This window comes from Stenotrophomonas sp. GSD10 (genome assembly GCF_056172695.1).
On the sequence record NZ_JAOCMC010000002.1, the window covers coordinates 145,102 to 171,604 of the forward strand.

Annotated in this window: 25 protein-coding genes, 4 pseudogenes and 1 riboswitch; of the genes and pseudogenes, 17 read left to right on the forward strand and 12 right to left on the reverse strand. The window is 68.0% G+C overall.

Annotated features, from left to right (window positions below; all coding sequences use genetic code 11):
- Positions 1 to 40 precede the first annotated feature (40 nt).
- Positions 41 to 507 (reverse strand): annotated as a pseudogene (msrB, locus tag N4G47_RS00790) (peptide-methionine (R)-S-oxide reductase MsrB).
- Between the two features lie 139 nt (positions 508 to 646).
- Here msrB and N4G47_RS00795 point away from each other — a divergent pair.
- Complete coding sequence (locus N4G47_RS00795) at positions 647 to 1,018, forward strand: classical arabinogalactan protein 4 (RefSeq protein WP_475284618.1); 372 nt, start codon at positions 647 to 649, stop codon at positions 1,016 to 1,018.
- A gap of 114 nt (positions 1,019 to 1,132) precedes the next feature.
- Complete coding sequence (locus tag N4G47_RS00800; RefSeq protein WP_032128744.1) at positions 1,133 to 1,315, forward strand: hypothetical protein; 183 nt, start codon at positions 1,133 to 1,135, stop codon at positions 1,313 to 1,315.
- Positions 1,316 to 1,420: 105 nt separating this feature from the next.
- Here the strand turns inward: N4G47_RS00800 and N4G47_RS00805 are convergent, their stop codons facing one another.
- A complete protein-coding gene (locus tag N4G47_RS00805; protein ID WP_005407919.1) occupies positions 1,421 to 1,900 on the reverse strand; it encodes a winged helix-turn-helix transcriptional regulator in 480 nt (159 codons plus the stop codon).
- Between the two features lie 149 nt (positions 1,901 to 2,049).
- Between N4G47_RS00805 and N4G47_RS00810 the strand changes: the two genes are divergently transcribed.
- Together N4G47_RS00810 and alr are read left to right on the forward strand one after the other, a co-directional pair.
- A complete protein-coding gene (locus tag N4G47_RS00810; protein ID WP_475284620.1) occupies positions 2,050 to 3,354 on the forward strand; it encodes a D-amino acid dehydrogenase in 1,305 nt (434 codons plus the stop codon).
- On the forward strand, positions 3,333 to 4,400 hold the full coding sequence (alr, locus tag N4G47_RS00815; RefSeq protein ID WP_475284622.1) for an alanine racemase: 1,068 nt from the start codon (positions 3,333 to 3,335) through the stop codon (positions 4,398 to 4,400). The genes N4G47_RS00810 and alr overlap by 22 nt, the downstream gene beginning before the upstream one ends.
- 644 nt (positions 4,401 to 5,044) lie before the next feature.
- On the opposite strand, the gene N4G47_RS00820 is transcribed toward alr, so the two are convergent.
- Positions 5,045 to 5,611, reverse strand: coding sequence for a DUF3016 domain-containing protein (locus N4G47_RS00820; protein ID WP_107232198.1), 567 nt, complete (start codon positions 5,609 to 5,611; stop codon positions 5,045 to 5,047).
- A 245-nt stretch (positions 5,612 to 5,856) separates the two neighbouring features.
- Here N4G47_RS00820 and N4G47_RS00825 point away from each other — a divergent pair, with 245 nt between their 5' ends.
- Entirely contained in the window at positions 5,857 to 7,845 is a 1,989-nt protein-coding gene (locus N4G47_RS00825; protein WP_249842049.1) for a hybrid sensor histidine kinase/response regulator, read from the forward strand.
- Positions 7,846 to 7,888: 43 nt separating this feature from the next.
- Positions 7,889 to 8,182: a DUF3247 family protein gene (locus tag N4G47_RS00830; protein ID WP_475284625.1), complete on the forward strand. Its 294-nt coding sequence runs from the start codon at positions 7,889 to 7,891 to the stop codon at positions 8,180 to 8,182.
- A 126-nt stretch (positions 8,183 to 8,308) separates the two neighbouring features.
- On the opposite strand, the gene N4G47_RS00835 is transcribed toward N4G47_RS00830, so the two are convergent.
- Entirely contained in the window at positions 8,309 to 8,572 is a 264-nt protein-coding gene (locus N4G47_RS00835) for a hypothetical protein (protein ID WP_005407925.1), read from the reverse strand.
- A gap of 238 nt (positions 8,573 to 8,810) precedes the next feature.
- On the opposite strand from N4G47_RS00835, the gene N4G47_RS00840 reads away from it, so the two are divergent.
- The 3 genes and pseudogenes from N4G47_RS00840 (at position 8,811) to N4G47_RS00850 (ending at position 11,171) form a co-directional block, all read left to right on the forward strand.
- Positions 8,811 to 9,794: a class I SAM-dependent methyltransferase gene (locus tag N4G47_RS00840; protein ID WP_475284627.1), complete on the forward strand. Its 984-nt coding sequence runs from the start codon at positions 8,811 to 8,813 to the stop codon at positions 9,792 to 9,794.
- A pseudogene (locus N4G47_RS00845) lies at positions 9,791 to 10,491 on the forward strand (pseudouridine synthase). Before N4G47_RS00840 ends, N4G47_RS00845 begins: the two are co-directional and overlap by 4 nt.
- Positions 10,488 to 11,171: an HAD family hydrolase gene (locus N4G47_RS00850; protein ID WP_475284629.1), complete on the forward strand. Its 684-nt coding sequence runs from the start codon at positions 10,488 to 10,490 to the stop codon at positions 11,169 to 11,171. Before N4G47_RS00845 ends, N4G47_RS00850 begins: the two are co-directional and overlap by 4 nt.
- A gap of 250 nt (positions 11,172 to 11,421) precedes the next feature.
- Here the strand turns inward: N4G47_RS00850 and fabB are convergent, their stop codons facing one another.
- Positions 11,422 to 12,630, reverse strand: coding sequence for a beta-ketoacyl-ACP synthase I (gene fabB / locus N4G47_RS00855; RefSeq protein WP_475284631.1), 1,209 nt, complete (start codon positions 12,628 to 12,630; stop codon positions 11,422 to 11,424).
- Entirely contained in the window at positions 12,630 to 13,145 is a 516-nt protein-coding gene (gene fabA, locus N4G47_RS00860) for a 3-hydroxyacyl-[acyl-carrier-protein] dehydratase FabA (protein WP_249842043.1), read from the reverse strand. The genes fabB and fabA overlap by 1 nt, the downstream gene beginning before the upstream one ends.
- A 191-nt stretch (positions 13,146 to 13,336) precedes the next feature.
- On the opposite strand from fabA, the gene dinB reads away from it, so the two are divergent.
- Complete coding sequence (gene dinB, locus N4G47_RS00865; RefSeq protein ID WP_475284634.1) at positions 13,337 to 14,431, forward strand: DNA polymerase IV; 1,095 nt, start codon at positions 13,337 to 13,339, stop codon at positions 14,429 to 14,431.
- Positions 14,432 to 14,702: 271 nt separating this feature from the next.
- On the opposite strand, the gene N4G47_RS00870 is transcribed toward dinB, so the two are convergent.
- Together N4G47_RS00870 and N4G47_RS00875 are read right to left on the reverse strand one after the other, a co-directional pair.
- Positions 14,703 to 15,614 carry an MBL fold metallo-hydrolase gene (locus N4G47_RS00870; protein WP_475284636.1) on the reverse strand — a complete coding sequence of 304 codons (912 nt, stop codon included), beginning with the start codon at positions 15,612 to 15,614 and terminating at the stop codon, positions 14,703 to 14,705.
- A 161-nt stretch (positions 15,615 to 15,775) separates the two neighbouring features.
- On the reverse strand, positions 15,776 to 16,414 hold the full coding sequence (locus tag N4G47_RS00875; RefSeq protein ID WP_475284638.1) for an NAD(P)-dependent oxidoreductase: 639 nt from the start codon (positions 16,412 to 16,414) through the stop codon (positions 15,776 to 15,778).
- A gap of 108 nt (positions 16,415 to 16,522) precedes the next feature.
- Here N4G47_RS00875 and N4G47_RS00880 point away from each other — a divergent pair, with 108 nt between their 5' ends.
- The 3 genes and pseudogenes from N4G47_RS00880 to gph all read left to right on the forward strand — a co-directional run bounded on the left by N4G47_RS00880 (position 16,523) and on the right by gph (position 18,961).
- Positions 16,523 to 17,452 carry a LysR family transcriptional regulator gene (locus tag N4G47_RS00880; protein WP_475284640.1) on the forward strand — a complete coding sequence of 310 codons (930 nt, stop codon included), beginning with the start codon at positions 16,523 to 16,525 and terminating at the stop codon, positions 17,450 to 17,452.
- Positions 17,449 to 18,239: pseudogene (locus N4G47_RS00885) on the forward strand (class I SAM-dependent methyltransferase). The gene N4G47_RS00880 and the pseudogene N4G47_RS00885 overlap by 4 nt, the downstream one beginning before the upstream one ends.
- 65 nt (positions 18,240 to 18,304) lie before the next feature.
- The gene (gene gph / locus N4G47_RS00890; RefSeq protein WP_475284642.1) at positions 18,305 to 18,961 is read left to right on the forward strand and encodes a phosphoglycolate phosphatase; all 657 of its coding nucleotides are present in this window, start codon (positions 18,305 to 18,307) and stop codon (positions 18,959 to 18,961) included.
- A gap of 123 nt (positions 18,962 to 19,084) precedes the next feature.
- On the opposite strand, the gene btuB is transcribed toward gph, so the two are convergent.
- On the reverse strand, positions 19,085 to 20,926 hold the full coding sequence (gene btuB, locus N4G47_RS00895; protein ID WP_475284644.1) for a TonB-dependent vitamin B12 receptor: 1,842 nt from the start codon (positions 20,924 to 20,926) through the stop codon (positions 19,085 to 19,087).
- Between the two features lie 111 nt (positions 20,927 to 21,037).
- A riboswitch (cobalamin riboswitch) is annotated at positions 21,038 to 21,259 on the reverse strand.
- 59 nt (positions 21,260 to 21,318) lie between these two features.
- Between btuB and N4G47_RS00900 the strand changes: the two are divergent.
- The 3 genes and pseudogenes from N4G47_RS00900 to N4G47_RS00910 all read left to right on the forward strand — a co-directional run.
- Positions 21,319 to 21,555 (forward strand): annotated as a pseudogene (locus N4G47_RS00900) (acyltransferase family protein); the annotation flags it as partial.
- 95 nt (positions 21,556 to 21,650) lie between these two features.
- The gene (locus N4G47_RS00905; protein ID WP_475284646.1) at positions 21,651 to 22,442 is read left to right on the forward strand and encodes an acyltransferase family protein; all 792 of its coding nucleotides are present in this window, start codon (positions 21,651 to 21,653) and stop codon (positions 22,440 to 22,442) included.
- A 131-nt stretch (positions 22,443 to 22,573) separates the two neighbouring features.
- Positions 22,574 to 23,152, forward strand: a complete 579-nt coding sequence (locus N4G47_RS00910; RefSeq protein WP_107232213.1) for a histidine phosphatase family protein — start codon at positions 22,574 to 22,576, stop codon at positions 23,150 to 23,152.
- Between the two features lie 91 nt (positions 23,153 to 23,243).
- Here the strand turns inward: N4G47_RS00910 and N4G47_RS00915 are convergent, their stop codons facing one another.
- Both N4G47_RS00915 and N4G47_RS00920 read right to left on the reverse strand, forming a co-directional pair.
- On the reverse strand, positions 23,244 to 23,606 hold the full coding sequence (locus tag N4G47_RS00915; RefSeq protein WP_475284649.1) for a TfoX/Sxy family protein: 363 nt from the start codon (positions 23,604 to 23,606) through the stop codon (positions 23,244 to 23,246).
- Positions 23,603 to 24,085, reverse strand: coding sequence for a GAF domain-containing protein (locus N4G47_RS00920; protein WP_110710949.1), 483 nt, complete (start codon positions 24,083 to 24,085; stop codon positions 23,603 to 23,605). Before N4G47_RS00920 ends, N4G47_RS00915 begins: the two co-directional genes overlap by 4 nt.
- Positions 24,086 to 24,153: 68 nt before the next feature.
- On the opposite strand from N4G47_RS00920, the gene bioD reads away from it, so the two are divergent.
- On the forward strand, positions 24,154 to 24,840 hold the full coding sequence (gene bioD / locus N4G47_RS00925; protein ID WP_475284651.1) for a dethiobiotin synthase: 687 nt from the start codon (positions 24,154 to 24,156) through the stop codon (positions 24,838 to 24,840).
- A 51-nt stretch (positions 24,841 to 24,891) separates the two neighbouring features.
- On the opposite strand, the gene N4G47_RS00930 is transcribed toward bioD, so the two are convergent.
- The gene (locus N4G47_RS00930; protein ID WP_475284653.1) at positions 24,892 to 26,340 is read right to left on the reverse strand and encodes an aminotransferase-like domain-containing protein; all 1,449 of its coding nucleotides are present in this window, start codon (positions 26,338 to 26,340) and stop codon (positions 24,892 to 24,894) included.
- Between the last annotated feature and the right edge of the window lie 163 nt (positions 26,341 to 26,503).

The window sequence follows — 26,503 nt, forward strand, 5'->3', positions numbered from 1 at the left end:
TCTGAAGAGGGAATTCTGTGAAATCGGTCAGCGGGGTGTTTCAGCCCGCCACGCCGCTTTCGGCGCCGCCACGCTGCAACGGATCAGGCCACGGCTCGCCGTTGCCGGTGAACGAAAGTGAGACGGAGTTCAGGCAGTGGCGCTCGTAGGTCGGCGGCGGGCCGTCCGGGAACACGTGGCCCAGATGGCTGCCGCAGCGGGCGCAGGTGATTTCGGTGCGGACCATGCCGTGGCTGGTGTCGCGGATCTCGCGCACGTGCGCCGGGTCGAACGGCGCGAAGAAGCTGGGCCAGCCGGTGCCGGAATCGAACTTGGTGCTGGAGCGGAACAGCGGCAGCGCACACAGCCGGCAGCAGTAGACGCCCTCGCGCTTGTTGTCCAGGAACACGCCGCAGAACGGAGCCTCGGTGCCGTGCTGCAGCAGCACGCGGCGCTCTTCGCCGCTGAGGCCGGCGACCAGCGCCTCGGTCTGGGTGGCAGTGGGGGCGTCAGGTCGAAGGCGGTCATGGCGGCGCTCCGTGGGTTCGTGGCCTGGGGATGCGGGAAAAGGTGGGGGTGCCGGCCCCGGCTTGCAAGTGTGATGGCCGTTCATGGGGGGCACACGCGCACGGGCGCAAGGTGAAGCCGATCCACGCCGGAGCGTGCCATGAAACCGACTCTTTCCCTGCTGTTGCTCGCCCTGCTGCCGGCGATGGCGCTGGCCCAGGTGCCGACTGCCGACCCGACCGCCACCCGCAGCGCCACCACCGTGGCGCCCGCGCCGGTGACGCCGCCACCCCAGCCGGCACGCCCGCAGCCGCAGGTGCTGCCCAGCCCGCAGCCGGCGCAGCCGATCAAGTCCACCGGCCCGGCCCAGGTTGCGCCGATGGCGGTGCCGAAGCCGGCCGACAAGGTCTACGACCGCAACGGCCGCATCATTCCCGGGGTGCGCCCGGCCGGGCCGAACCGGGTGTTCGACTCGCGCACAGGTCGCTATTACGACAGCGTGCCGCAGGGCGACGGGCAGCAGGTCCGGTAGCGCCGGGCGGTGTAGCTGAACTGCCGAAAACAGCCTGCGGGCGATCACTGCTTTTTCGCCTGCGATTAACCGTTCCGGGACCACCGTGGCCCTGCGCCGGCATTTCGCCGCCGCATGTCCTTCGTCCACTGGATCGCGATCATGAAAAACCAGCAGAACCGTCATCCCGGCAAGGAACCGCAGGGCCGCAACCCGCAGCAACAGCAACAGCAACAGCAGCAGATGGAGCCGCAGCAGCCGCACAAGGGTGGCAAGCAGCAGGAACAGCGCTCGCAGAAGCATCCACAGCAGCGCTGACGGATCTGGGGTCAGAGCCCGCGTTGCGGGATCTGACCCCTCGCAGCACCCCGTCCGGGGTCGGATCCCGCACAGCGGGCTCTGGCCCCCAACCGTTTTCCGGCCTCAATCCGGAATCGGCAGGCTCAGCGTTTCCTTCACTTCTTCCATCACGATGTAGCTCTTCGACTCACGTACGTGCGGCAGTGTCAGCAACGTGCTGCCGAGCAGCTTGCGGTAGGAGGCCATTTCGCTGATCCGCGCTTTCAGCAGGTAATCGAAGTCGCCGGACACCAGGTGGCACTCCAGTACGTTGGGCAGCTTCAGCGCCGCGCGCCGGAACTCCTCGAAGATGTCACCGGATTTGTAGGCCAGGCTGATCTCCACGAACACCAGCAGGCTGGCCTTCACCGCAGCCGGGTCGAGGTGGGCGTGGTAGCCAGTGATCACCCCTTCGCGCTCCAACCGGCGCACGCGCTCGGTGCACGGCGTGGTCGACAGGCCGACCCGCTCACCCAGTTCGGTGAAGGAAATACGGCCCTCGGCCTGCAGGATGCGCAGGATCTTGCGGTCGATCTTGTCCAGTTCGCGGGTACGGGTGGCCATGGCCGTCAACCTTGGGGAATGAATTGCAGGAGAACATCCTGCCGGTGTATTTCAAAACAGGCAAATCAACTGGTATCGGCTGTCTATACTTCCCCAATTCTGGTCCCTGCACGCTCCAGTGCAGGGAATGATCGGGTTGGAGAAGTCCCATGCGAGTCCTAGTTCTCGGCAGCGGCGTGATCGGCACCACCAGTGCCTGGTACCTGCGACAGGCCGGGTTTGAAGTCACGGTCATCGACCGCCAGCCCGGCCCGGCGCTGGAGACCAGCTTCGCCAACGCCGGCCAGCTGTCGTTCGGCTACACCTCGCCGTGGGCGGCCCCGGGCGTGCCGAAGAAGGCGATCGGCTGGCTGTTCGAGAAGCACGCGCCACTGGCGATCAAGCCGGGCATGGACCTGGCCCAGTACCGCTGGCTGTGGCAGATGCTGCGCAACTGCACCCACGAACGCTATGCGATCAACAAGGCGCGCATGGTGCGCATGTCCGAGTACAGTCGTGACTGCCTGAACGAGCTGCGCGCGCAGGTCGGCATCGAATTCGAAGGCCGCGACCTGGGCACCACCCAGCTGTTCCGCACCCAGCAGCAGCTGGACGCCTCGGCGCAGGACATCGAGATCCTGGCCCAGTACGGGGTGCCGTACGAGGTGCTGGACCGTGCCGGCATCATCCAGGCCGAACCGGCCCTGGCCCACGTCGATGGCCTGGTCGGCGCGCTGCGCCTGCCGCGCGACCAGACCGGTGACTGCCAGCTGTTCACCCGCCGCCTGGCGCAGATGTGCGTGGACGCCGGCGTCGAATTCCGCTTCGACCAGGACATCACCGGCCTGGAGTTCGACGGTGACCGCATCACCGGCGTGCGCATCGACGGCAAGCTGGAAACCGCAGACCGCTTCGTGGTCGCGCTCGGCAGCTATTCGCCGGCGCTGGTGGCACCGCTGGGCATGCGCCTGCCGGTGTACCCGCTGAAGGGCTACTCGCTGACCCTGCCGATCACCGACCCGGCGATGGCGCCAACCTCGACCATCCTCGATGAGAGCTACAAGGTGGCGGTGACCCGCTTCGACGACCGCATCCGCGTCGGTGGCATGGCCGAAGTGGCCGGCTTCGACCTGTCGTTGTCGCAGCGCCGCCGCGAGACCCTGGAGCTGGTGGTCCGCGACCTGTACCCGAAGGGCGGCGACCTGTCGCGCGCGCAGTTCTGGACCGGCCTGCGCCCGGCCACGCCGGATGGCACGCCGGTGATCGGCGCCACGCCGTTCCGCAACCTGTTCCTCAACACCGGCCATGGCACGCTGGGCTGGACCATGGCCTGCGGTTCGGGCCGCTACCTGGCCGATCTGATGAGCGCGCGCCAGCCGCAGATCAGCACCGAAGGCCTGGATATTTTCCGCTACGGCCAGTACGGTCACGCGCCGCAACATGAGAACCGCACATGCGTCCTGCCCGCGCGCTGATCGACCTGGGCGCCCTGCGCAGCAACTACCGGCTCGCCCGCGAACTGGGCGGTGGCAAGGCCCTGGCGATCATCAAGGCCGATGCCTATGGGCATGGCGCGGTGCGCTGTGCTCAGGCGCTGGAAGGCGAGGCCGATGGTTTCGGCGTGGCCACCATCGAGGAGGCGCTGGAGCTGCGCCAGGCCGGCATTGGTGCGCCGATCCTGCTGCTGGAAGGCATCTTCGAACCCAGCGACATGGCGCTGGTGGCCGAGCACGATTTCTGGTGCGCGGTCGGTTCGCCGTGGCAGCTGGAAGCGCTGGCCGCCTTCGACAGCCCGCGCCCGCTGACGGTGTGGCTGAAGCTGGACAGTGGCATGCACCGCCTTGGCCTGGACGTGGACAGTTTCCGTGCCGCGCATGCGCGCCTGTCGGCGCTGTCGCAGGTCGAGCGCATCGTACTGATGACCCACCTGGCGCGTGCCGATGAGCTGGACAGCGAACGTACCCACGAGCAGGCGGCCACCTTTGCGCGTGCCATCGATGGCCTCGAGGGTGAGACCAGTGTGTGCAATTCGCCGGCGCTGCTGGGCTGGCCGGATGTGCGCAGCGACTGGGTGCGCCCGGGTTTGATGCTGTACGGCGCCAACCCGCTGCCGGACAACAGCGCGCTGACCGAGCGCCTGCGCCCGGTGATGACCATGCAGTCCAAGGTGATTGCCGAGCGCTGGATCGAGCCCGGAGAGCCGGTCGGCTATGGTGCGCGCTTCGTGTCCAAGGTGCGCACCCGCGTGGGCGTGGTTGCGCTGGGCTATGCCGATGGCTATCCGCAGTTCGCGCCCAACGGCACACCGGTGTTGATCGATGGCCAGCCCGGTGCGCTGATCGGCCGTGTATCGATGGACATGCTGACCGTGGATCTGACCGCACACCCGCAGGCTGCAGTCGGCAGCGTGGTGGAGCTGTGGGGCACTGCGCCCACCCTGGCGGAACTGGCACCGCGTTGTGGCGTAAGCGCCTATCAGCTGCCGTGCGCGGTCAAGCGCGTGGCCAAGGTGTACGTGTAGAGCCGAGCTCATGCTCGGCTCTGGTAGCGGCCGACCTTGGTCGGCGCCGTACATGCGTGTCGACCAAGGTCGACACCTACCGAGGGCCTACCGCGCAGCGGTAGCCTGACGATGGTCGCCATGCGCGGCTCTGGTAGCCGCCGACCTTGGTCGGCGCCGTACGTGCGTGTCGACCAAGGTCGACACCTACCGAGGGGCCTACCGCGCAGCGGTAGCCTGACGATGGTCGCCATGCTCGGCTCTGGTAGCGGCCGACCTTGGTCGGCGCCGTACATGCGTGTCGACCAAGGTCGACACCTACCGAGGGGCCTACCGCGCAGCGGTAGCCTGACGATGGTCGCCATGCTCGGCTCTGGTAGCGGCCGACCTTGGTCGGCGCCGTACATGCGTGTCGACCAAGGTCGACACCTACCGAGGGGCCTACCGCGCAGCGGTAGCCTGACGATGGTCGCCATGCGCGGCTCTGGTAGCCGCCGGCCGCTGGTCGGCGCCGTACGTGCGTGTCGACCAAGGTCGACACCTACCGAGGGGCCTACCGCGCAGCGGTAGCCTGACGATGGTCGCCATGCGCGGCTCTGGTAGCGGCCGACCTTGGTCGGCGCCGTGCATGCGTGTCGACCAAGGTCGACACCTACCGAGGGGCGTTACCGCGCAGCCGTAGCCTGCGCCGTCAGCTCGCGCTTCACCCAGTCATCGATCAGGCGCTTCTCGTAGCGCAGCGGGTCGCTGTCACTCCTCAGCCCGAGGTTGTGCAGGTAGCCACTGTCGCTGAGCTTGGCTTCGCCTTCGTCGACGATGCGGCCACTGGCGTCCTTCAGCGTGTACTGCAGCGTGATGCGCGGTGGGTAGATGTCGCGCATGACCCGGATATCGCTGCCGCGCGGGCCGTGCCAGGGTTCATAGTCGCCCGCACGCTTGATGTCGACCAGGGTCACATCCAGGGTCTGCCCCGGCTGCAGCGGCTTGGCCGCCGTGTCCTGCACATAGCTGGCCAGCTGCTGCACCCAGTTGCCGCGTTCGGCCTCGAAGCGGTTGGTGCTCTGGCGGATCTCGGTGAAGGTGGCCGGATCGTCCCACTTCACGCTGACCGGGCCCTTGGCCTGCAGCGCGCGCGGTGCATCCGGGGCGGTCACGGTGCGTGGTGCCGCGTGCGCACCACCGGCCAGAAGAGCACCTGCCAGCAGCAGGGCAGTTGCACGTGTGAGTTTCATGACGGTCTCCTGCGTCCCGCAACGGGGCGCGACGTTGATCACGGATTCGAGTGTGATCCTGCTGCCAGAGCGCCGCAATGGCCGATTGCGACATGCGCAAGAGCGGTTGCCGCCAATTCATCCTCGTCAAGCATGACTGACGGCGCTTGACGCTGTGAATACGCCCTTTGGAAGATGCTGTGCCTCCAACCCGGCCTGTCCAGACGCCCTTGTCCACTCTGCCGCCCCTCGTGGAGCGCCCACCGATGATGGTGCCGGCGCCCGAACCCGACCTGCATCATGGCGTGCTTGAGCGCATCAACGCCGGCTTCTGTGTGATCCAGGTGCTGTTCGAGGGCGAGCGTGCCGTCGACTACCGTTTCATCGAAGTCAACGACGCCTTCGAACGCCATACCGGGCTGAAGGATGCGCGGGGCCAGCGCATGACCGCGCTGGAGCCGAACCATGAGCAGGACTGGTTCCGGATCTACGGCGACGTGGCCCGCAGCGGCCGCCCGGCCCAGTTCGAGATGGAAGCGCGCGCGCTGGGCCGCTCGTTCGCGGTCGATGCGGTGCGCGTGGGCCGGCCCGGCGAGGACAAGGTCGGCATCCTGTTCTTCGACATCACCGCCCGCAAGCAGATGGAAGTGGAACTGGGCGAGAGCGAAGCGCGCTTCAGCGCACTGGCCGACGGCCTGCCGATGCCGGTGTGGGTGCTCGACGAACGTGGCCACGCCCGCTTCGTCAACAGTGCCTTCAGCGAATTCTTCGGTGGCGACGAAACGCGCGTGCCGGAGGATGTATGGCGCGGCCTGGTGCATCCCGATGACGCCTCGGTGTTCGAGTACGAACTGCAGGAGGCGTTGAAGGCGCAGCGTTCGATGCATGCGCTGGTGCGTGCACGCCGTGCCGATGGCCAGTGGCGCTGGCTGGAGATGAACGCGCGGCCGCGTTTTTCGCGCATGGGCCGGTTCATCGGTCTGGCCGGCAGCAGCCCGGACGTGACCGAACGTCGCGAGATCGAGCTGGCGCGCGAGGAGCTGCTGCAGTCCGAGCGGGCCGCGCGCAGTGCCGCCGAGAACATGGCGCGGTTGAAGGACGAATTCCTGGCCACGCTGTCGCACGAACTGCGCACGCCGCTGACCACCATCCTGGGATGGAGTGAACTGCTGCTGCAGCGCGTGGACAACACCAGCCCGCTGTTCAAGGGCCTGAATGTGATCGCCAACAGCGCCGCGGCGCAGAAACGCCTGATCTCGGACATGCTCGACCTCAGCAGCATGCTGCTGGGCAAGGTGCAGCTGGAAGTGGAAGTGTTGGACCTGCGCGACCTGCTGGGTGAAGCCATTGGTGCGCAGGAACTGGTGGCCGAAGGCAAGGCGCTGGACGTCACCCTGCAGCTGCCCGAACAGCCCAGCCAGGTGCTGGGCGACGCCACCCGCCTGCAACAGGTGTTCTGGAACCTGCTGTCGAACGCGATCAAGTTCACTCCGGCCGAAGGCCGCATCGATCTGCAGCTGCAGTCCGACGGCAACCACTGGGTGATCACCGTGCGCGACAGCGGCGACGGCATCGCGCCGGAATTCCTCAACCACCTGTTCAGCCGCTTCCGCCAGGCCGATGGCACCACCACCCGCCGCCACGGCGGCCTGGGCCTGGGCCTGGCGATCGTGCAGCAGCTGGTGGAACTGCATGGCGGCACCGTCACGGCGGCCAGCGAGGGCCATGGCCACGGCGCCACCTTCACCGTGCGCCTGCCCAAGCACATCCCGGATGCCGAACGACGGCCGTTGCGTGAAGTGATCAGCGGGCCGATCCTGGAACCGGTGATCGTCGAGCCCTATCCGTTGCGTGGCATGCATGTGCTGGCGGTGGAAGACCAGCCGGAAGTGCTGGAGTACCTGCGGCGCATGCTGGAAGAGCAGGGCGCCAGCGTGTCGGCAGCCAGTTCGGCCGGCGAAGCCCTGGCGCTGCTGGCCGACACCGGCCACCTGCAGTACCACGTGATGCTGACCGACATCGGCATGCCCGGCATGGACGGCTATGGGCTGGTGCGCACGCTGCGCGAGGACATGGGCGTGGATGCGGCTACCCTGCCGGCGGTGGCGGTGACCGCGCTGGCACGTGCCGATGATCGTCGGCGCGCGCTGGCATCGGGCTTCCAGGAACACGTCGCCAAGCCGTACTCGGTGGCACAGCTGGTGTCTGCGGTACGCAAGGTGCAGGTACCGCGCGTCGACAGCGCGCTGCACTGAGCATTCACGGCCGATCGGCGACCCTGTACGCAGGAGGTCGCCGATGTCCCGCTTAGCTCCCCGCATCCATACCGATCTGGCGCAGATCGCGCGCCTGGAAGCCCTGCTTCCACAGCTTGAAGGTGAAACACAGGTGCAGCTGACCCTGCACGATGGCCGCCGCCTGCTCGGTACGGTGGCGGTGAAGCCGACCGTGCAGCAGTACCGCAACGATGCCGGTGATGAAGGCAGCAATGGCCAGCTGCGCCTGGATGACTACGACACGCCGGTGCAGCAGCACCATGTGTGGCTGGATGAGATCGCCAGCATCGACCGGTTGCCGCCGAAGGCGCCTTGATCCGAAACGCCGTCGGCGTGGCCTCGAACCGCCGGTTTGATCCTGATGTGGAGCCGAGCCCACGCTCGGCTGTGGTCTGCGCGGCTGCGCCGTCGCCCGAGCATGGGCTCGGGCGCTACAGGTGTGTCAATGCTCGAACAGCGTTGGCGTAGCCTCGAACCGCCGCGCATAGGCGCGTTCCTCGGCCACCCGCGCCACCTCGTCATCGGCCAGGTCCGGTGCACCGTACACCGCATAGGCCACGCTGCCGTCGGCGCCATGGCCGACCTGGTGCAGCCGATAGCGCGAATGGCCGCCGCCGGTGTCCTCGGGGTAATGCACGGGCGGATGGCTGCCTTCCAGGTCCATTTCACTGTTGTCGACCACGCCACCGACGAACAAGGCTCGCATGCAGGTTCTCCTGAGGTTTGCGGGGGAGCCTCTACCCTGAACGTTTCAATGTTTCTGGCGGATCAAGGCCCCGTTCGGGTTTTGCAAAGCGGCCTGCCGGGGCCGGCCCGGCCAAGCCGGTACAATGGACGGCCCTCACGCTTGAAGTACCCGCGCCGATGGCCTCCAGCGACGACGCCCCCTGCAGACCCTGTTCCTGCCGTTCTCCCAAGGCGCCCTGCGCTGGCCGGAGGGCACGGTGGCCTTCCTGCGCGCCCGCGATGGCTGGCCGCTGCGCGAGGTGGCCGGCAACCGCGAGCTGCACTGCGAACAGAGCTTTGCCCCGTTTGCGCAGCCGCTGCAGCAGGCCGCTGGCTGGACCGTCAGCGGCCTGCTGGACGACGTGGCCGGCAAGGGCCGCTACCCGCTGGTGCTGGTGCTGCCGCCGCGCCAGCGCGAGGAAGCCCGGGCGCTGTTCGCCCGCGCCCTGGCGCTGGTGGCCGACGGCGGCCGCATCGTCGCCTGCCAGTCCAACAATGAAGGCGCGCGCTCGGGCGAGGGCGACCTCAAGCAGCTGGCCGGCCTTGGCGGCAGCCTGACCAAGAACCACTGCCGCGTTTACTGGACCGCACCGCTGCAGGGCCAGCACGACGCCGACCTGGCCAAGCGCTGGGCCGCCCTGGACGCGGTGCGCCCGATCGTCGGCGGGCGCTTCCTCAGCCGCCCGGGCGTGTTCGCCTGGGACCGCATCGACCCGGCGTCGGCGCTGCTGGCCGAGCATCTGCCGGCTGACCTGGCCGGCCGCGCCGCCGACCTCGGTGCCGGCTACGGCTACCTGTCGCGCGAGCTGCTGGAGCGCTGCCCGAAGATCACCGCGCTGGACCTGTACGAGGCCGAGCAGCGTGCCCTGGCGCTGGCCGAACTGAACCTGGCACCGCCGCCGCGCCCGCTGCCGCTGCGCTTCCTGTGGCGTGACGTCACCGCCGGCATCGAGCCGGGCTACGACGTCATCATCAGCAATCCGCCGTTCCATACGCCCTCGCGGGCCGACCGCCCGGATATCGGCCAGCGCTTCATCGCCGTGGCCGCGCAGGCGCTGCGCCCGGGCGGGCGCCTGTATGTGGTGGCCAACCGCCATCTGCCGTACGAGCACACCCTCAACGACAGCTTCGGCGCGGTGCGCGTGGTGGCCGAGCGCGACGGCTTCAAGCTGGTCGAAGCAGTGAAGGGGAAGGGCCGATGAAACTGGTCAAGCACATCGCCAACCTGGGCTATGGCAGCCGCAAGCAGGTGCAGTGGATGTTCCGCGAAGGCCGCGTCACCGACGCCGAGGGTGAAGTGCTGTACGCCGATGACCAGGTGCCGCACGAGGCCATCCGGGTTGATGGTGAGCCGCTTGATCCCCCGGTGGGCCTGTCTATCGCGCTGCACAAGCCGGCCGGCTACACCTGCTCGACCAAGGACACCGGCCGCCTGATCTACGATCTGCTGCCGCCGCGTTTCCGCGACCGCGACCCGGTGCTGTCCACCGTCGGCCGGCTGGACCGGGACACCAGTGGCCTGCTGCTGCTGACCGACGACGGTGGCCTGCTGCACCGGATCATCTCGCCGAAGTCGAAGCTGCCCAAGGTCTACGAAGTGGAACTGGGCGAGGATCTGCGCGGCGACGAAGTGGCGCTGTTCGCCAGCGGCACGCTGATGCTGGAATCGGAGAAGACCCCCTGCTGCCGGCTGAACTGGAAGTGCTGGACGCGCGTCGTGCGCGCCTGGTGCTGCACGAAGGCCGCTACCATCAGGTACGCCGCATGTTCGCCGCCACCGGCAACCACGTGCAGGCCCTGCATCGCAGCCGCGTTGGCGGCCTGGACCTGCAGGGGCTGGACGAGGGGCAGTGGCGGCAGCTCACGTCCACCGACCTGGATACGCTGTTCGCTCCATGACCGCCATCGCTGCGCTGCCGTTCCTGCCCGCTGCCGTCATCTTCGATATGGACGGCCTGATGATTGACAGCGAGCGGGTCTCGCTGGCCTGCTGGAGCGAGGCGGCTGATGCATTCGGCCTGGGCCTGGACGACTCGGTATTCCTGCGCATGGTCGGACTGGGCGACCGCGATTCGCACGCGCTGCTGCGTGCGCAGGGCATCGAGGACAGCGTGATCGAAGCGGTGGCCGCACACTGCCATGAGTTGTACGAAGCGCGCACCCAGACCGGCCTGCCGCTGCGGCCGGGCATCGTGGCGCTGCTGGAACTGCTGAAGGTGCACGCAATTCCGCGTGCGGTGGCGACCACCACGCGGCAGCCGCGCGCCAACCGCAAGCTGGCCGCTGCCGGCCTGCTGCCGTACTTCGATGCGGTGATCACCAGTGGCGATGTGGCGCGGCCGAAGCCGGCACCGGATATCTATCTGCTGGCCGCGCAGCGGCTGGGCCAGGCACCGGAACGCTGCCTGGCGCTGGAGGATTCACCGGCCGGTACGCGCGCCGCATTGGCGGCGGGCATGACCGTCATCCAGGTGCCGGACCTGGTGCACCCGGACGAGGAACTGCGCGCGCTGGGCCACCGCATCGTCGGCTCGCTGGTGGACGCGCACGCGCTGCTGCTGCCGCTGCTGCCGAAATAACCGGGTTGGCAGTCGAGCAAGCTCGACTCTACATTCAAGGGTGGGTGCCAACCTGGGTTGGTACTGAGCCGAGCATGGGCTCGGCTCTACATCCATGGCAACCGCTCCGGTGGGCGCCGACCGTTGGTCGGCACGCTTCACCGCTCTGGTAGGTGCCAATCTTGGTTGGCACGCTTTTCGATGCAGTCGAGCAAGCTCGACTCTACATCCACCGGTGGGTGCCGACCGGTGGTCGGCACACCTGTCCCCATCACACGCGCCCGAACACCAGCGCCGCGTTGGTGCCACCGAAACCGAAGCTGTTGGACATCACCGTGTCCAGCTTCTGCTCGCGGCTCTCACGCAGGATCGGGAAGCTCTCCACCTTCGGGTCCAGCTCGCCGATGTTGGCCGAGCCGGCAACGAAGCCATCGCGCATCATCAGCAGGCAGTAGATCGCCTCGTGCACGCTGGCCGCACCCAAGGAGTGGCCGGACAACGCCTTGGTCGACGACAGCGGCGGCACCGCATCGCCGAACACTTCGCGGATCGCGTTGAGCTCGGTGACATCACCCAGCGGGGTCGAGGTGCCGTGGGTGTTGAGGTAGTCCAGCGGGCGATCGACGCCCTGCAGTGCCATCTTCATGCAGCGCACCGCGCCTTCGCCGGACGGCGCCACCATGTCGGCACCGTCGGAGGTGACGCCATAGCCGATCAGTTCGGCATGGATGTGCGCACCGCGCGCGACCGCGTGCTCGTAATCCTCCAGCACCAGCATGCCGCCGCCACCGGCGATGACGAAGCCGTCGCGGTCCTTGTCATAGGGGCGCGAGGCGCTGGCCGGGGTGTCGTTGAAGCTGGTCGACAGCGCGCCCATCGCATCGAACATCACGCTCATCGACCAGTGCAGGTCTTCGCCGCCACCGGCGAACATGATGTCCTGCGCGCCATGACGGATCATGTCCGCGGCCGCGCCGATGCAGTGCGCCGAGGTCGCGCAGGCGGCCGACAGCGAGTAGCTGACGCCCTTGATCTGATAGGCGGTGGCCAGGCAGGCCGAGACCGTCGAGCACATCGTGCGCGGCACCATGTACGGGCCGACCTTGCGCACGCCGCGCTCGCGCAGCAGATCAACCGCACCGATCTGCCATTCGCTGGAGCCGCCGCCAGAACCGGCGATCAGGCCGGTACGAAGGCTGCTGACCTGCTCGGCGCTGAGCCCGGCATCGGCGATGGCATCGCGCATGGCCAGGTAGGCGAAGGCCGCCGCATCGCTCATGAAGCGCTTCTGCTTGCGGTCGATCAGTGCTTCCAGTTCGAGGTCGACGCGACCACCCACCTGGCTGCGCAGGCCGGCCTCGGCATGGTCGGCCAGTGCGGTGATGCCCGAGCGGCCTTCGCGCAGCGCGCTGGAGACCGTATCCAGATCATTGCCGAGGCAGGACGTGATGCCCATGCCGGTGATGACGACGCGACGCATCAGAAGCTCCCGGTTTCGGTGAACAGGCCGACGCGCAGGTCGCGGGCGCTGTAGATTTCGCGATCATCCACGTACATGCGGGCGTCGGACTGGGCCATCACCAGCTTGCGGTTGATCACCCGGCTGATGTCGATCTCGTAGCGCACGAGCTTGGCCTCCGGCAGCACCTGGCCGGTGAACTTCACCTCGCCACAGCCGAGCGCGCGGCCCTTGCCGGGGGCGCCCAGCCAGGTCAGGTAGAAGCCGGTCAGCTGCCACATGGCATCCAGGCCCAGGCAGCCGGGCATCACCGGGTCGCCGATGAAGTGGCAGCCGAAGAACCACAGGTCCGGGCGGATATCCAGTTCGGCGCGTACCATGCCCTTGCCATGCGGTCCGCCGTCCTCGCGGATTTCGGTGATGCGGTCGAACATCAGCATCGGGTCGTTGGGCAAACGGCCGGCAGCGGTGCCGAACAGTTCACCGCGTGCGCTGGCCAGCAGCTGTTCGCGGTTGAACGCGTGGAGACGGGTCATGAAGCACAATCCTGGAAGCGGGGAAACAGGGAAACAAGCGCTCGAGGATGCCCGTGGAAACTGCGCCGAGCAAACATTTCAACCGTACGCAACCGTAGTGTTTTCAAGGGAATACGCGCATCCTGTTGATGTGCAACGACCATACTTCGGCGTGTGGCCCGCACCGCCTGCCCCCGCCTCTCCCACCTGACATGACCCGACTGCGCAAGATCATCCACGTCGACATGGACGCGTTCTACGCGTCGGTGGAGCAGCGCGACGATCCCTCGCTGCGCGGCAAGCCGGTGGTGGTGGCCTGGCGCGGCGCGCGTTCAGTGGTCTGCGCGGCGTCGTACGAGGCGCGGGTGTTCGGCGTGCGTTCGGCGATGCCTGCGGTGCGCGCTGAACGCCTGTGCCCGGACGCGATCTTCGTGCCGCCCGACTTCGCACGTTACAAGGCGGTGTCACAGCAGGTGCGGGCGATCTTCCTGCGCCATACCGACCTGGTCGAGCCGCTGTCGCTGGACGAGGCCTATCTGGATGTGACCGAACCGAAGAGCGGCATCGAACTGGCCACCGAGATCGCCCGCACCATCCGCGCGCAGATCCGCGAGGAAACGAACCTGACTGCTTCAGCCGGGATTGCGCCGAACAAGTTCCTGGCCAAGATCGCCTCGGACTGGCGCAAGCCCGATGGCCAGTTCGTGATTCCGCCGCAGCGCGTGGATGCGTTCCTGGCACCGCTGCCGGTGAACCGCGTGCCGGGTGTGGGCAAGGTGATGGAAGGCAAGCTGGCCGCGCGCGGCATCGTCACCTGTGGCGACCTGCGGCAATGGGCACTGATCGATCTGGAAGAGGCCTTCGGCAGCTTCGGCCGCAGCCTGTACAACCGCGCACGCGGCGTCGACGAGCGCCCGGTGGAACCGGACCAGCAGGTGCAGTCGATTTCCTCGGAAGATACTTTTGCCGAAGACCTGCTGCTGGAAGACCTGGGCGAGGCCATCGTGCAGCTGGCTGAAAAGACCTGGAAGGCCACCCGCAAGACCGAGCGCATCGGCCACACCGTGGTGCTGAAGCTGAAGACCGCGCAGTTCCGGATCCTTACCCGCAGCTTCACCCCGGAGCGCCCGCCGGAGTCGATGGAAGAGCTGCGCGACATTGCGTTGGCGCTGCGCGCGCGCGTCGACCTGCCGGCCGCGACCCGTTACCGCCTGGTCGGTGTCGGCCTGGGTGGCTTCCGCGAAAAGGAGCCGGTGGTGCAGGGGGAATTGTTCGAGCACGAACCCAACGATTCCCCGCGAAGCTGATCTATGTGTCGACCAAGGTCGACACCCACCAAGAGCAGGCCATGCCATCCAGACAGATTGCGGAGATCTGTCGAAGGCGGGGTGGGTCCGGTTGCGGGGGCGCGAGCGCCATGGATGGCGCGACCGAGCCTCCATGGACGGATTCACGGCGTCCCCCGCAACCGGATCCACCTCGCCATCCCACGGATAGCCAGCTGTTGCTGTTGCTTCGGCTGTGGCCGTTGCATTGAGCAGGTGCAGGGCGCAGCCCTGCAAAAGAAAACTCCCTACCTCACGGCCATTGCATCTCGCCCTTGGCCACCTTCGCGCTCAGCTCCAGCGAACTTTCGCCGGCCAGCGTCGGGTAGCGCGCCTGCATCGCCTTCACCAGTGCCGCACTGTCCCTGGCCTTCGCCGTCTCGGCATCGAAGGCACGGATGTAGTCGGCGGTGAAGCGCAGCGCGCTGGTGTCCAGCGCCGCACCGGGTGCGTAGTGGCCCGGCACCACCACCTTCGGCTTCAGTGCCTGCAGGCGTTGCAGCGTCTGCAGCCAGTCGGCGTGCGACTTCGGCGTCTGCGTATCGGCCATCCACACATGTTCACCGGCCACCACCGGAATGCCGCCGACGATCGCACGCAGCGACGGCACCCACAGCACGCTGCGGTCCGGGGTCGGGCCGTCCAGACCGATCAACGGCAGGCGTTGGCCTTCCAGCTGCAGGGCATCGCCGTCGAGCACCTGCGGCAGCACAATGCGTGCGGGTGCATCGGCGCCCATCTTCGGCCCCCAGTAGGCCAGCTTGCCGGCCTGGGTCTGCTGGATGTGGGCGACGGTCTGTGCGGTGGCAACGATGCGCGCCTGCGGGAACGCATCCTGCACGGTGGCCAGGCCGAAGTAGTAGTCCGGATCGCCGTGGCTGATGTAGATCGTGGTCAGCTGCTTGCCGCTGGCGCGGATCAGGTCCACCAGCCTGCGCGCATCGCTGGCACCGAACTGCGCATCGACCAGGATCGCGTCGTGGCGGCCCTCGATCAGCACCGAAGACACCGAGAACATCGCCTGCGGGCCAGGATGGAAGGTCTGCAGGTGCAGCTGGGATTTCGCCGCCGTGGCGTGCGCCGGGCTGGCCGGCGCGGCCAGCAGCGGGGCACTGGTGAAACTGGCGGCCAGTGCGAAGGGAAGCAGCAGGGCAGCGGTGCGCATGGGCAATTCCTTGTGTCGGATGGGGAGCCGAGCGTGGGCTATGCCGGGCGTCCTTGCCCGGCCCCCTACGGGCCGTCGCAAGCGACGTTGGCAACGGCTCCTGCCGTTGCCTTCGGCTCTACAGGTAGGTAGCGCCGGGCCAAGCTCGGCGGACGGCATGATCAATACGCGGCAGTGATGATCTGCTTCGGGTACTGGTGCGCCTCCAGCTCGGCCACGAACGCCGCGCCGTAGTCGGCGTAGCTGATGCGGCTGTGGCCGCTGGCGTCGGCCAGGAAGGCCCTGGGCTGCACGCGGTACTGGCCACGTTCTTCGCCCGGGCCGATTTCAGCGGCCGGCGAGAAGAAGGTCCAGTCCAGGTCGTCCACCGCCTGCAGGCGCTTGAACGCTTCGCGGTGGGCCAGCGCGTACGGCTTGTAGGCCTCCGGGAAGTTCGGGGTATCGACCAGCTGCATGCCCGGCGCGACTTCCAGGCTGCCGGCGCCACCGACCACCACCAGGCGCGGCACACCGGCCTTGCGTGCGGCCGCAGCCAGCTGCGCGGCCACTTCGCCGACGCGGCCGACGTCATCACCCGGGCGCGGGCCGTAGGCGCTGGCCAGCACGTCGTGGCCGGCGATGGCGGCCACCAGGGCGTCCTGGTCATCCAGCGAGGCGATCACCGGATGCGCGCCGGCCAGTTCGGCCGGCAGGTCCTGCGCGCTGCGCACGATGACGGTGAGTTGATGGCCGTGGGCCAGCGCGTGGCGGGCGATCTGGCGGCCGATATTGCCGGTGGAACCAACGAGGGCGATCTTCATGGCAGGACTCCGTGGGGCGGTGTGGGGTGGGAATGGGGTCACTCTAGGCCGCTGCAGTCGCTCGAAAAACAGCGTATAACGCGCTTGTTTGTTGCAGGAATCGAGCAGATGGACCGATTGACCGCCATGACCGTGTTCGTCGAGGTGGCCGAGCGCGGCAGCCTCACCGCCGCCGCCGAGGTGCTGGACATGTCGCGGGCGATGGTCACCCGCTACCTGGCCGAGGTCGAGGGTTGGCTGGGCGTGCGCCTGCTGCACCGGACCACGCGCCGGATCAGCCTGACCGGTCCCGGCGAAGCGGCACTGGCGCGCTTCCGGCAGATGCTGGCCATCGGCGAGGAGCTGCAGGGCGAACTGGCCAGCGACGATCCCGAGCCGCACGGCACGCTGCGGGTGACGGCCAGCGTGTCGTTCGGACAGAGTCACCTGGCGCGCGCGGTGGCCGGCTTCGTCGCGCGGCACCCGGCGGCGCGCATCGAGCTGCTGCTGGTCGACCGCACGGTCAACCTGGTGGAGGAACGGGTGGACCTGGCGGTGCGCATCGCCCGCCAGATCGACCCGAGCCTGATCGCGCGACGGCTGGCCACCTGCCGCTCGGTGCTGTGCGCGACCCCCGCCTACCTGCAGTTGCACGGTACTCCCACGGCGCCCGAACATCTGGCCGCGCACAACTGCCTGACCCATCACTACGTGGGCAAGAGCCTGTGGCAGCTGCACCGCGATGGCCGCTCACTCTCGGTGGCGGTGGGCGGCAACATCAGCGCCAACGAGGCGTCGCTGTTGCTGGAAGCGGTGCGTGCCGGCGCCGGCATCGCCATGTTGCCGACCTACCAGGTGGCGCCGCTGCTGCGCAGTGGCGAGCTGATCGAGCTGTTGCCCGAGTTCAGTCTGGACGAGCTGGGCATTCATGCGGTGTACGCATCGCGGCGCCAGCAGCCCGTTATCATGCGGCGATTCCTGGACTTCCTGGCCGAATGCTTCGCCAGCCCGTCCTTCCAGGATCTGGATTGGCGCCCACCGGGCAAGGAGAACGCATGAACCATGGACAGGCCCTGATCGACCACAACCGTGCTGCCTGGGATCGCCAGGCCAGCGAGGTGCGCGAATGGTCGCGCCCCGTGGACAGTGCCACCGTCGCCGCCGCCCGCGAAGGGCGATGGCAGGTGCACCTGACCCGCGCGCGCTGCCGCTGGACTGGCTGGGTGATGTGCGCGGCCGCCGCATCCTGTGCCTGGCCTCTGGCGGCGGCCAGCAGGCGCCGGTACTGGCGGCGGCCGGTGCCGAGGTCACCGTGTTCGACCTTTCCGATGGGCAGCTGGAACAGGACCGTGCGGTGGCCGCGCGCGATGGCCTGCAGCTGCGCACCGTGCAGGGCGACATGCGCGATCTGCACGCCTTCGCCAGCGGCAGCTTCGATGTGGTGTTCCAGCCGATCTCCAATCTGTACGTGCCCGACGTGCGCCCGGTGTGGAACGAGTGCCACCGCGTGCTGGCCCGCGATGGCCTGTTGATGGCCAGCTTCTACAACCCGGTGCTGTTTGTCGGTGCACGCGATCCGCAGCTGGATGCGCAGGGCCTGATCCGGCCGCAGTACGCCATTCCCTACTCGGATCTGGAAGACCTGGCGCCGGCCGAGCGCGAAGCGAAACTGGCCCGTGGCGATGCATTGACCTTCGGCCACAGCCTGACCGAACTGCTCGGCGGCCAGCTCGATGCCGGCTTCGTCATCGATCGCTTCATGGAAGACTGGCAGCCACAGCCACGCTTCCTCATCGATCGCTATCTGCCCACTTTCCTGGCCACGCGCGCGCGCCGCATCGGTTGAGGCCGGTCTGGCAGGAAAACGGGCGGCGTACAATGGACGGCTCCACGTCGTGCAGGTGCCGTCCCTTGTCGTATCCCTATCCGCTGGTTGTGTTCGACCTTGATGGCACGCTGGTGGACAGCGCTGCCGATATCGCTGAAGCGCTGAACCGCACGCTGGAGCAGATCGGCATGGCGCGCGTGCCCGAATCCACCGTGCTGGGCTGGATCGGCGACGGCGTGGGCCGGCTGGTTGAACAGGCCATGCAGGCGGCCGGTCGCAAGGTCGATCTGGCTGCCGTGATGCCGGTGTTCATGGTGCATTACCGCGACTGCCTGCTGCGCAGCCCGCAGCTGTTCGAAGGGGTGACCGGGGCGCTGGCGCAGCTGCGTGCCCGCGACGTGCCGTTGGCAATCTGCACCAACAAGCCCGAAGCCCTGGTGCCGCCACTGCTGCAGCACCTGGGCATCGCCGACGCGTTCGCGCTGGTGCTGGGCGGTGATTCGCTGCCACAGCGCAAGCCCAGCGGCGAGCCGCTGCGCCACATCGCCGCCCATTTCGGGCTGCCGGTGGAGGACTGCCTGATGGTCGGTGACTCGCTCACCGATTTCCGCGCCGCCGAAGATGCCGGCATGCCGATCGCACTGGTGCGCTACGGCTATCCGCGCGGCCTGGATCTGGCCACCGCGCATGCGGTGGCGGTGATCGATGACCTGCGCGAACTGCCGGGGTTGCAGCGTTGATTCAACGGACAACGCCGGTCGTCGGGCGGTAACCCGGGCCAACGCACTGGGTAGTGCCGGCCGCTGGCCGGCACCCCGGAATGCGTTGCCGAAGATCCCGATGTTGCCGGCCAGCGGCCGGCACTACCTCGGCTGGTAGCGCACGCTCAACTGGTACTCGCGGCCGGGCTGGTTGAACCACGCCACCGTCTCGTACCTGCGGTCAAACACGTTGGCCGCGCGCGCCAGCAGCGACCACGACGGCGTCAATGCGTACTCGGCGCGCAGATCCAGCGTGCCGTAGCCGCCGACCTTCACCGTGTTGGCGGCATCGTCATAGCGCTTGCCCGCACCCTGCACGGTCAGCCCGGCGCGGAAATCACCGAAGCGACGGTCGATGTCCAGGCGAGCGGTCTGCTGCGCGCGGCGCGGCAGCCAGTTGTCGAACTGGGCATTGTCAGCGGTGCGGTTGCGCGGGTCGGTGTAGCTCAGCTGCGCGGTGATGTCGAAGCCGGCCAGCAGCGCGCCACCGGTCAGTTCGGCGCCGCGGATGCGCGCCTTCTCCACCTGCTGCATCCGGAACGTCGCGGCATCGTAGGTGATCAGATCGTCGATGCGCGTTTCGTACACGTCCAGGCCCCAGTGCCAGCCCTGGCCCTGCTGCGAAACGCCCAGATTGGCGCTTCTGGACTTCTCCGGATCCAGGGTCGGCACGCCGCTCCATGGGTCGTACAGGTCGCTGAAGGTCGGTGCCTTGAAGGCGGTGCCGTAGCTGGCGTTGAGGCGCAGGCCGTGGCCCAGCTCCATCGCCCAGCCGACGCTGCCGGTGGCGTGGTTGCCGAACTGCTGGTTGTCGTCGTTGCGCGCGCTGGCCTGCAGCTGGTGGCGACCGAAGCGACCCTGGTACTGCACGAACACGCCGGTATTGCGGCGGCTGTCGACGAGGTAACCGGCGCTGCTGCCGTCCAGATTGTCTTCGCTCCAGTCGACGCCGGCGCTCAGCAGCTGGCCTTCGGCCACGCTGAAATCACTCTGCAGCGAAGCGCTGTCACGGTGGGTCTGCGCGCTGCCACGCACATCGAAGGCGCCGAAGTTGTCCGATTCGTTGTCGCTGCGTCCGACGTTGGCGGTGACGGCCACGCGCTCGGACGGGGTGTAGCGCACCTTGCCGGCCAGCACCTGCTGGCGGGTTTCCGAATAGTTGTAGTAGCCGTCGTAATGGTTCTTGCCATCGGCGCGCAGCGCGCTGCCTTCCACGTTCCACTGCTCGTTGAAGGTATAGCCGCCGCGCAGACTCTTGGACAGGTTGCGGTAGCCGTCGCGGTCAGGCTCGTCGGCGAAGCAGCCGGTGAACAGCGTGGCCGAGCCACGGCAGGCATCAATGCCATCGGAATGCTGGTAGGCGATGTCGGCGCCGAACCAGCCGCGCTCGCTGCCGCCGCCGATGCCACCGCTGGCCTCGCGCAGGCCATTGCTGCCGCCACCGAGCTGGAAGTGCGGGGCGAAATCGCCCTGGTTGCGGCGGGTGAAGATCTGGATCACGCCACCGATGGCGTCGGCACCGTACAGGCTCGACTGCGGACCACGGACGATTTCCACGCGCTCGATCTGCGCCAGCGGCAGGTCCTGGTACATGGCCAGACCGAGATCGGCGCTGTTGATGCGCACGCCATCGACCAGCACCACGGTATGGCCCGAGTTGGTGCCGCGCAGGAACAGCGAGCTCTGCTTGCCGAGGCCACCGGCATTGGTCAGGTTGATGCCGGCACGGCCGCGCAGCAGTTCCTGCAGCGAGGTGGCCTGGCTGGATTCGATCTGCGCACGGTCGATCACCTGCGCTGGCGCGATGCTGTCCTGCAGGGCGATCGGGGTGCGGGTGGCGGTGACCAGGATCTGGTCGAGCGCGGTGGTGTTTTCGTTGGCCTGCGCCAGCGCGGGCAGGGCGGCCAGCACGGCCAGGGACAGCATTCGGGACTGCAGCTTCATGGGGGACTCCAGGTGCCACGCACGCCCGCGTGGCGAAGGGGAGAAGCCGTGAAGGCAGGCACGCGCCGATGCCCGCAGGCTGCAGGCATCCGGCGCCATGCCCACCGCATCGCGACCTGAGGCTTCCGGGCCGGTCTCCGGGCTCGCCGCCGGGTGGCGCGAGGCCACCGTCCAGGCGCCTTCCCGTGCGCGCGGCACAGTGGCGTATTGCCTGGAACTGACGTGCTTACCGTTGCGGGGGCAGCGCCGGCATGGCGCGGAATCACGCGTCACCGGCTTCCCGTTTCAACCTGCCGGCCGAAGCCGCAGGTCACCTGGAAGTGCGCGCAGTCTAAGTCATTGCCTGCCGCGGGCGTTAGAGTAGTGGCCTCTTCAGGTTCGTGCGAGTGGCCATGGTTGCGAAGGATCGCCTGCAGTTTCTCGATGCCCTGCGCGGCCTGGCGGCGGTGTACGTGGTGCTGTACCACGTACAGTCGATGCCGGCACCGGCCCTGCCGGTAGCGGCGGCCTGGCTGCCGGCCGTGCACATGGGGGCCACCGGCGTTGCGCTGTTCTTCGTCATCAGTGCGTTTTCCCTGTGTTACACCATGCCCCGGCACCAGGCCAGTGGCCGGCCGCTGCTGAGCTTCTACCTGCATCGATTCCTTCGCATCGCGCCGCTCTTCTATGTGCTGTTGATGTTCTCCCTGTTCCGCGATGGTCGCGGCGACCATGCCGGCCATTCATGGGGGAGATCGCGGCCAACCTGTCCTTCACCTTCAACCTGTTCCCGGGATGGGAAGCGGGCATCGTGTGGGCCAGTTGGGCGGTGGGCGTGGAGATGCTGTTCTACGCCATCTTTCCCGCGCTCTACGTGCTGGTCGGCAAGGCGCGCAGCGCCTGGGCCCTGTTGATCGGGTTGCTGGCGCTGGTGGCGTTGGCCTGGACGGGCGTGCTGGGCCCGAGCCTCCAGGCCTCGCTGGGTGACTACGGTTGGCTGCGCCATGCCCCCGTCTTCGCGATGGGGCTGGTGGGCTTCCATGCCTTTGCTGCATTGGCGCGGTTGCCGGCACCGCGCGCGCGGCGCTGGGCAAAGGGGTTGAACCTGGCGGGTGTGCTGTTGTTGCTGCTGGCCGCGTCCTCAGCCGCGTGGGCTGCCGCCGGCCCCTGGCAGTGGCAGTTGTCGGGGCTGGGCTACCTGTGCCTGCTGCTGGGCTTCTCGCAGTGCCCGCCGCGTTGGCTGGTGAATCGCTTCTCCGCCTGGCTGGGCACGGTGAGCTATTCGCTTTATCTCGGGCATCCGATCGTCATCGCGGTGCTCGGTCCAGTGTTCGCGCGGGTGCTTGCCGTCCAGGGCGGCAGTGTCGGCTACCTGTTGTGCGCGGCGATGACGCTGCTGGTGGTACTGCCGCTGGCTGCACTCGGCCATCGCTTCGTCGAAGCACCGATGATCCGTCTCGGCAAACGGCTGATGTCGCCCGCCACGCCGGTGCGCAGCGCCGTTGCAGGTGGGCAGCCAGAGGGCGGCGCACGCTAGAATGATGCGCCCCGTCGCGGGGCATCCGTTCTGGAAGTGTTGCCGATGATTCTGTTCCAACCGCTACCGATCCCCGCCGCTGGCCTGTCCGAGGCGCTGCCGCGCCGGCAGGTACAGACCGGCCGGCAGCGATGATTCTCGATCTGGTCCGCCACGCGGGCAACGGCCGTGATGAATACCTCGATGGCCGCAGCGATCCGCCGCAGCTGGCGCGCCTGCCGCAGGAACTGGTGGAGGCTTACGCCGGGCAGGAATGGCAGCGGGTGATCAGTTCGCCGCGCCTGCGTTCGCTGCATACGGCGATGGCGCTGGCCACCCCGCGCGGACTGGATGTGGAAGCAGACGAGGAATGGGAGGAGCTGGATTTCGGCGATTGGGACGGGCAGTCGCTGTTCGACCTGCCGGAGGACGCGCTGGCAGCCTTCCACGCCGATCCGCATGCGTTCCCGCCGCCCAACGGTGAAAGCTGGGGCCACTTCGAACGGCGCATCGCGCGCGCGCTCGACCGGCTGCTGGACGAGGAGGAGCCGCTACCGACGCTGGTGGTCAGCCACGGTGGCCCGCTGCGCATGGTGCTGTCGCAGGTCTGCGGTCTGCCGATGTCGCTGTGCTGGGCCTTGCGCATCGACCACGGTACCCGTCTGCGGGTGTGGCTGGAGCGCGGTGAGGTGGGCCTGGTGGGCGAACTGCTGGAGCTGCAGCAGCCGTAACCCTGTTGGTGCTTCGGCCGTCCGTAGAGTCGAGCTTGCTCGACTGCTTTCGGCAGAAGTCGAGCAAGCTCGACTCTACCGGCGCGCGCCGTCAATCCTCGTCGGCGTCGTCCGCTGCGCTGTCCTCAGCGTCACCGTCGTCATCGAAGCGCTGCTCATGCACCGGACCCGAGGCCGGGCCGGCTGCCTTCAGCGGATGCGCGGCGATGCGTGCCTCGTAGTCCTGCACCAGCGCTTGACGCTGCGGCTCGCTCAGTTCCTGCCAGTGGCAGTCCAGCAAGGCCCCTTCCAGCGAGTACAGCAGGTTCAGGCTGGGCTTGAAGCCGGCCCGCTTGACCTTGACGAACGCACCGACCGCACCGATCGCGGCCAGGTCCTCGCGGCTGCGCAGGCCGACCTGGCGCAGCCAGGCTGCACTTTTCGGGCCGATGTTGCGCAGCTTCGGTGCGCTCATCCCAGCGCCTCGACGAACACGCGCGCGATGGCTTCCAGGCCGGCCTGGTCGTCGGCATCGAAGCGGCCGACCTTGGGGCTGTCGATGTCGAACACGCCGATCAGCTCATCGCCGCGCAGCAGCGGCACCACCAGTTCCGAGCGTGAGGCCGAATCGCAGGCGATATGGCCGGGGAAGGCATCGACGTCCTCCACACGCTGGGTTACGCGCTGGCTGGCAGCGGCGCCACACACACCCTTGTCCAGCGGAATGCGCACGCAGGCCGGCAAGCCCTGGAATGGGCCGACCACCAGCTCCTTGCCGTCGTACAGGTAGAAGCCCACCCAGTTCAGGTCGGGCAGGGCGTGGTAGACCAGTGCGGAGAGGTTGGCCGCATTGGCAATGCGGTCGGACTCACCGTAGACCAGGCCACGGGCCTGCTCCAGCAGCTGGGCGTATTGTTCCGGCTTGCTGCCGGTCAGCGAGGCATTGGCGAACATGCATGCAGTCTAGCAAGCGCACCGGGCCGGCGATAATGAACGCTCTGTTGCCCTGTTGGAGCCTGTCGATGCCGTTGCCTGCCACCCTGCCGCCCGCGCTGTTCGTGACCGGCACCGATACCGAGATCGGCAAGACCGCCACCAGCACGGCGCTGCTGCATGCCCTGCGCCGGCGCGGCCTGCGTGCCGTTGGCATGAAGCCGGTGGCCAGCGGCAGCGAAGACCGGGGGCAGGGCCTGCGCAACGAGGATGCGCTGGCGCTGCAGGCGGCCAGCTGGCCGGTACCGGACTATGCCGACCTCAACCCCTATGCGCTGCGGCAGCCGCTGGCCCCGGAACTGGCGGCCGCCGAGGACGGCGTGCAGGTGCAGCTGGCACCGATCGTGGCCGCGTTCGAACGCCTGCGCGCGCAGGCCGACATCGTGGTGGTGGAGGGCGTGGGCGGCTGGCTGGCGCCGGTCTCGGCCACGCTGGATCAGCTCGATCTGGTGCGTGCGCTGCAGCTGCCGGTGCTGCTGGTGGTGGGCATGCGCCTGGGCTGCGTCAACCACGCGCGGCTGACCGCGCAATCGCTGCAGGCCAGCGGCGTGGAATGCCTGGGCTGGATCGGCAATCACATCGACCCGGCCATGCAGCGCCAGGACGAGAACATCGCCACGTTGCAGCAGCGCTTGCCGATGCCGTGCTGGGGCCGCCTGCCGCATCTGCCGGGGGCGGACGGCCAGATCCTGGGCACGCATCTGCTTGACCGTTGAGGGTAGTGCCGGCCGCTGGCCGGCAGTGCAGTTGCCGGCCAGCGACCGGCACTACCGTGTTGCAGCCGCCAGCTCGCACGCCATCGCTCCCAGGCGCTCCACCGCGCCAACGAAGCGCACGTCCAGCGTCTGGCAGCACGACAGGCGCAGGGCATGGCGGTAGCGCGCGCCGCGCGAATACACCTGGCCGGGCATGAACACGATGTCCTCCACCAGCGCACGCTCGAACAGCTCGCGGGTATCGACGCCGGGAAGTTCCAGCCACAGCAGGAAGCCGCCCTGCGGTTCGGTGGCACGGGTGCCGGCCGGGAAGTGCTCGGCCACCAGTTGGCGCAGCCGTCCGACCTGTTCGCGATACAGGCGGCGCATGCGGTGCAGGTGGTGCTCGTAGCTGCCCGCTTCCAGATACGCGGCCACTGCGTCACCCAGCAGCTGCGGTTCGCCGCCGGTGGACTGGAATTTCAGCAGTGCGATGCGCTCGGCGAAGCGGCCGCCATCGAGCCAGCCGATGCGGTAGTCCGGCGCCAGCGTCTTGGAAAAGCCACCGACCACCATCACCCAGCCGTCGCGATCGAAGGCCTTCAGCAGCGGTGCCGGTGGCTCGCAGAACTGCAGCTCGGCATACACCGCATCTTCGATCAGCGGCAGCTGGCGCGCGTTGACCAGTTCGGCCAGGCGCTGCTTGGCGGCCATCGGCATGGTGCAGCCCAACGGGTTGTGCACCGTCGGCATCACCACCAGTGCCGCCAGTGGCGTGTGCTCCAGCAGCGCCTCCAGCGCGTCCACGTCCAGGCCGTGTTGTGGATGGGTCGGCAGTTCGATGGCCTGCAGGCCCAGCGTGGCCAGCAGCGGGTAAAGGTTGAAGTACGACGGCGCTTCGATGCCCACCGCATCACCGGGCTGGGTGACCGCACGCAGTGCCAGCTGCAGGGCCTCCATCGCGCCATGGGTGAGCAGCAGACGCTCGCTGTGGGTGTGCAGGCCCATGCGCGGGCCGCGCCGTACGATCTGCGCCAGCAACCGCGGTGATCCATTCGGGCGTGCGTAGGTCTCCACTGTCTGCTGGCCATGGCGCAGCACCTGCGCGGTGTGCTTGGCCAACTGCGCGCCGGGATAGAACTGGCGACCGCGCGGGCCGGCGAAGGCCAGGTCGATCACACCGGGGCGCCGTTGCGCTTCCAGTACACGGGCCATCAGCACCTGCTGCAGCGGCGCGGTCGGTGCCGAGGGCACATCGCGCAGCGAGCGATCCGGCACTGACAGCCGCGGCGCCACCTCGAAGCCGGCCTTGGGCCGCGGAATCACCAGGCCGGCATCCTCCAGCTGGCGATAGGCGGCGATCACGGTGTTCAGGCTGAGCTGCCGCTGCGATGCCATCTGCCGCAACGACGGCAGGCGGCTGCCTACGGGCAGGCGGCCACCGTGGATGGCCTCGGCCAGTTCATCGGACAGCCGCTGGTAGCGGGGAGGGATCATCGCGCTGCGGTCATCTGTATCCATCGAATGTCCCGTCATCTGGAGCTGTACCCATGATGACGGCGAGCCTAGCATGCTGTTGTCGGCCAGGCCTGATCGGTGCCCGGGCGATACTTTCCATGCGCACGGCTGGATGGCCGTGCGCTTTTTTGTTGTGTAGGTAGTGCCGACCGCTGGCCGGCAATCC

Bases quoted from the DNA above. Each gene is read 5' to 3' on its own strand.
- N4G47_RS00795 (WP_475284618.1), top strand. From the start codon at position 647: ATGAAACCGACTCTTTCCCTGCTGTTGCTCGCCCTGCTGCCGGCGATG.
- N4G47_RS00800 (WP_032128744.1), top strand. From the start codon at position 1,133: ATGTCCTTCGTCCACTGGATCGCGATCATGAAAAACCAGCAGAACCGT.
- N4G47_RS00805 (WP_005407919.1), bottom strand. From the start codon at position 1,900: ATGGCCACCCGTACCCGCGAACTGGACAAGATCGACCGCAAGATCCTG.
- N4G47_RS00810 (WP_475284620.1), top strand. From the start codon at position 2,050: ATGCGAGTCCTAGTTCTCGGCAGCGGCGTGATCGGCACCACCAGTGCC.
- alr (WP_475284622.1), top strand. From the start codon at position 3,333: ATGCGTCCTGCCCGCGCGCTGATCGACCTGGGCGCCCTGCGCAGCAAC.
- N4G47_RS00820 (WP_107232198.1), bottom strand. From the start codon at position 5,611: ATGAAACTCACACGTGCAACTGCCCTGCTGCTGGCAGGTGCTCTTCTG.
- N4G47_RS00825 (WP_249842049.1), top strand. From the start codon at position 5,857: ATGATGGTGCCGGCGCCCGAACCCGACCTGCATCATGGCGTGCTTGAG.
- N4G47_RS00830 (WP_475284625.1), top strand. From the start codon at position 7,889: ATGTCCCGCTTAGCTCCCCGCATCCATACCGATCTGGCGCAGATCGCG.
- N4G47_RS00835 (WP_005407925.1), bottom strand. From the start codon at position 8,572: ATGCGAGCCTTGTTCGTCGGTGGCGTGGTCGACAACAGTGAAATGGAC.
- N4G47_RS00850 (WP_475284629.1), top strand. From the start codon at position 10,488: ATGACCGCCATCGCTGCGCTGCCGTTCCTGCCCGCTGCCGTCATCTTC.
- fabB (WP_475284631.1), bottom strand. From the start codon at position 12,630: ATGCGTCGCGTCGTCATCACCGGCATGGGCATCACGTCCTGCCTCGGC.
- fabA (WP_249842043.1), bottom strand. From the start codon at position 13,145: ATGACCCGTCTCCACGCGTTCAACCGCGAACAGCTGCTGGCCAGCGCA.
- dinB (WP_475284634.1), top strand. From the start codon at position 13,337: ATGACCCGACTGCGCAAGATCATCCACGTCGACATGGACGCGTTCTAC.
- N4G47_RS00870 (WP_475284636.1), bottom strand. From the start codon at position 15,614: ATGCGCACCGCTGCCCTGCTGCTTCCCTTCGCACTGGCCGCCAGTTTC.
- N4G47_RS00875 (WP_475284638.1), bottom strand. From the start codon at position 16,414: ATGAAGATCGCCCTCGTTGGTTCCACCGGCAATATCGGCCGCCAGATC.
- N4G47_RS00880 (WP_475284640.1), top strand. From the start codon at position 16,523: ATGGACCGATTGACCGCCATGACCGTGTTCGTCGAGGTGGCCGAGCGC.
- btuB (WP_475284644.1), bottom strand. From the start codon at position 20,926: ATGAAGCTGCAGTCCCGAATGCTGTCCCTGGCCGTGCTGGCCGCCCTG.
- N4G47_RS00905 (WP_475284646.1), top strand. From the start codon at position 21,651: ATGGGGGAGATCGCGGCCAACCTGTCCTTCACCTTCAACCTGTTCCCG.
- N4G47_RS00910 (WP_107232213.1), top strand. From the start codon at position 22,574: ATGATTCTCGATCTGGTCCGCCACGCGGGCAACGGCCGTGATGAATAC.
- N4G47_RS00915 (WP_475284649.1), bottom strand. From the start codon at position 23,606: ATGAGCGCACCGAAGCTGCGCAACATCGGCCCGAAAAGTGCAGCCTGG.
- N4G47_RS00920 (WP_110710949.1), bottom strand. From the start codon at position 24,085: ATGTTCGCCAATGCCTCGCTGACCGGCAGCAAGCCGGAACAATACGCC.
- bioD (WP_475284651.1), top strand. From the start codon at position 24,154: ATGCCGTTGCCTGCCACCCTGCCGCCCGCGCTGTTCGTGACCGGCACC.
- N4G47_RS00930 (WP_475284653.1), bottom strand. From the start codon at position 26,340: ATGGATACAGATGACCGCAGCGCGATGATCCCTCCCCGCTACCAGCGG.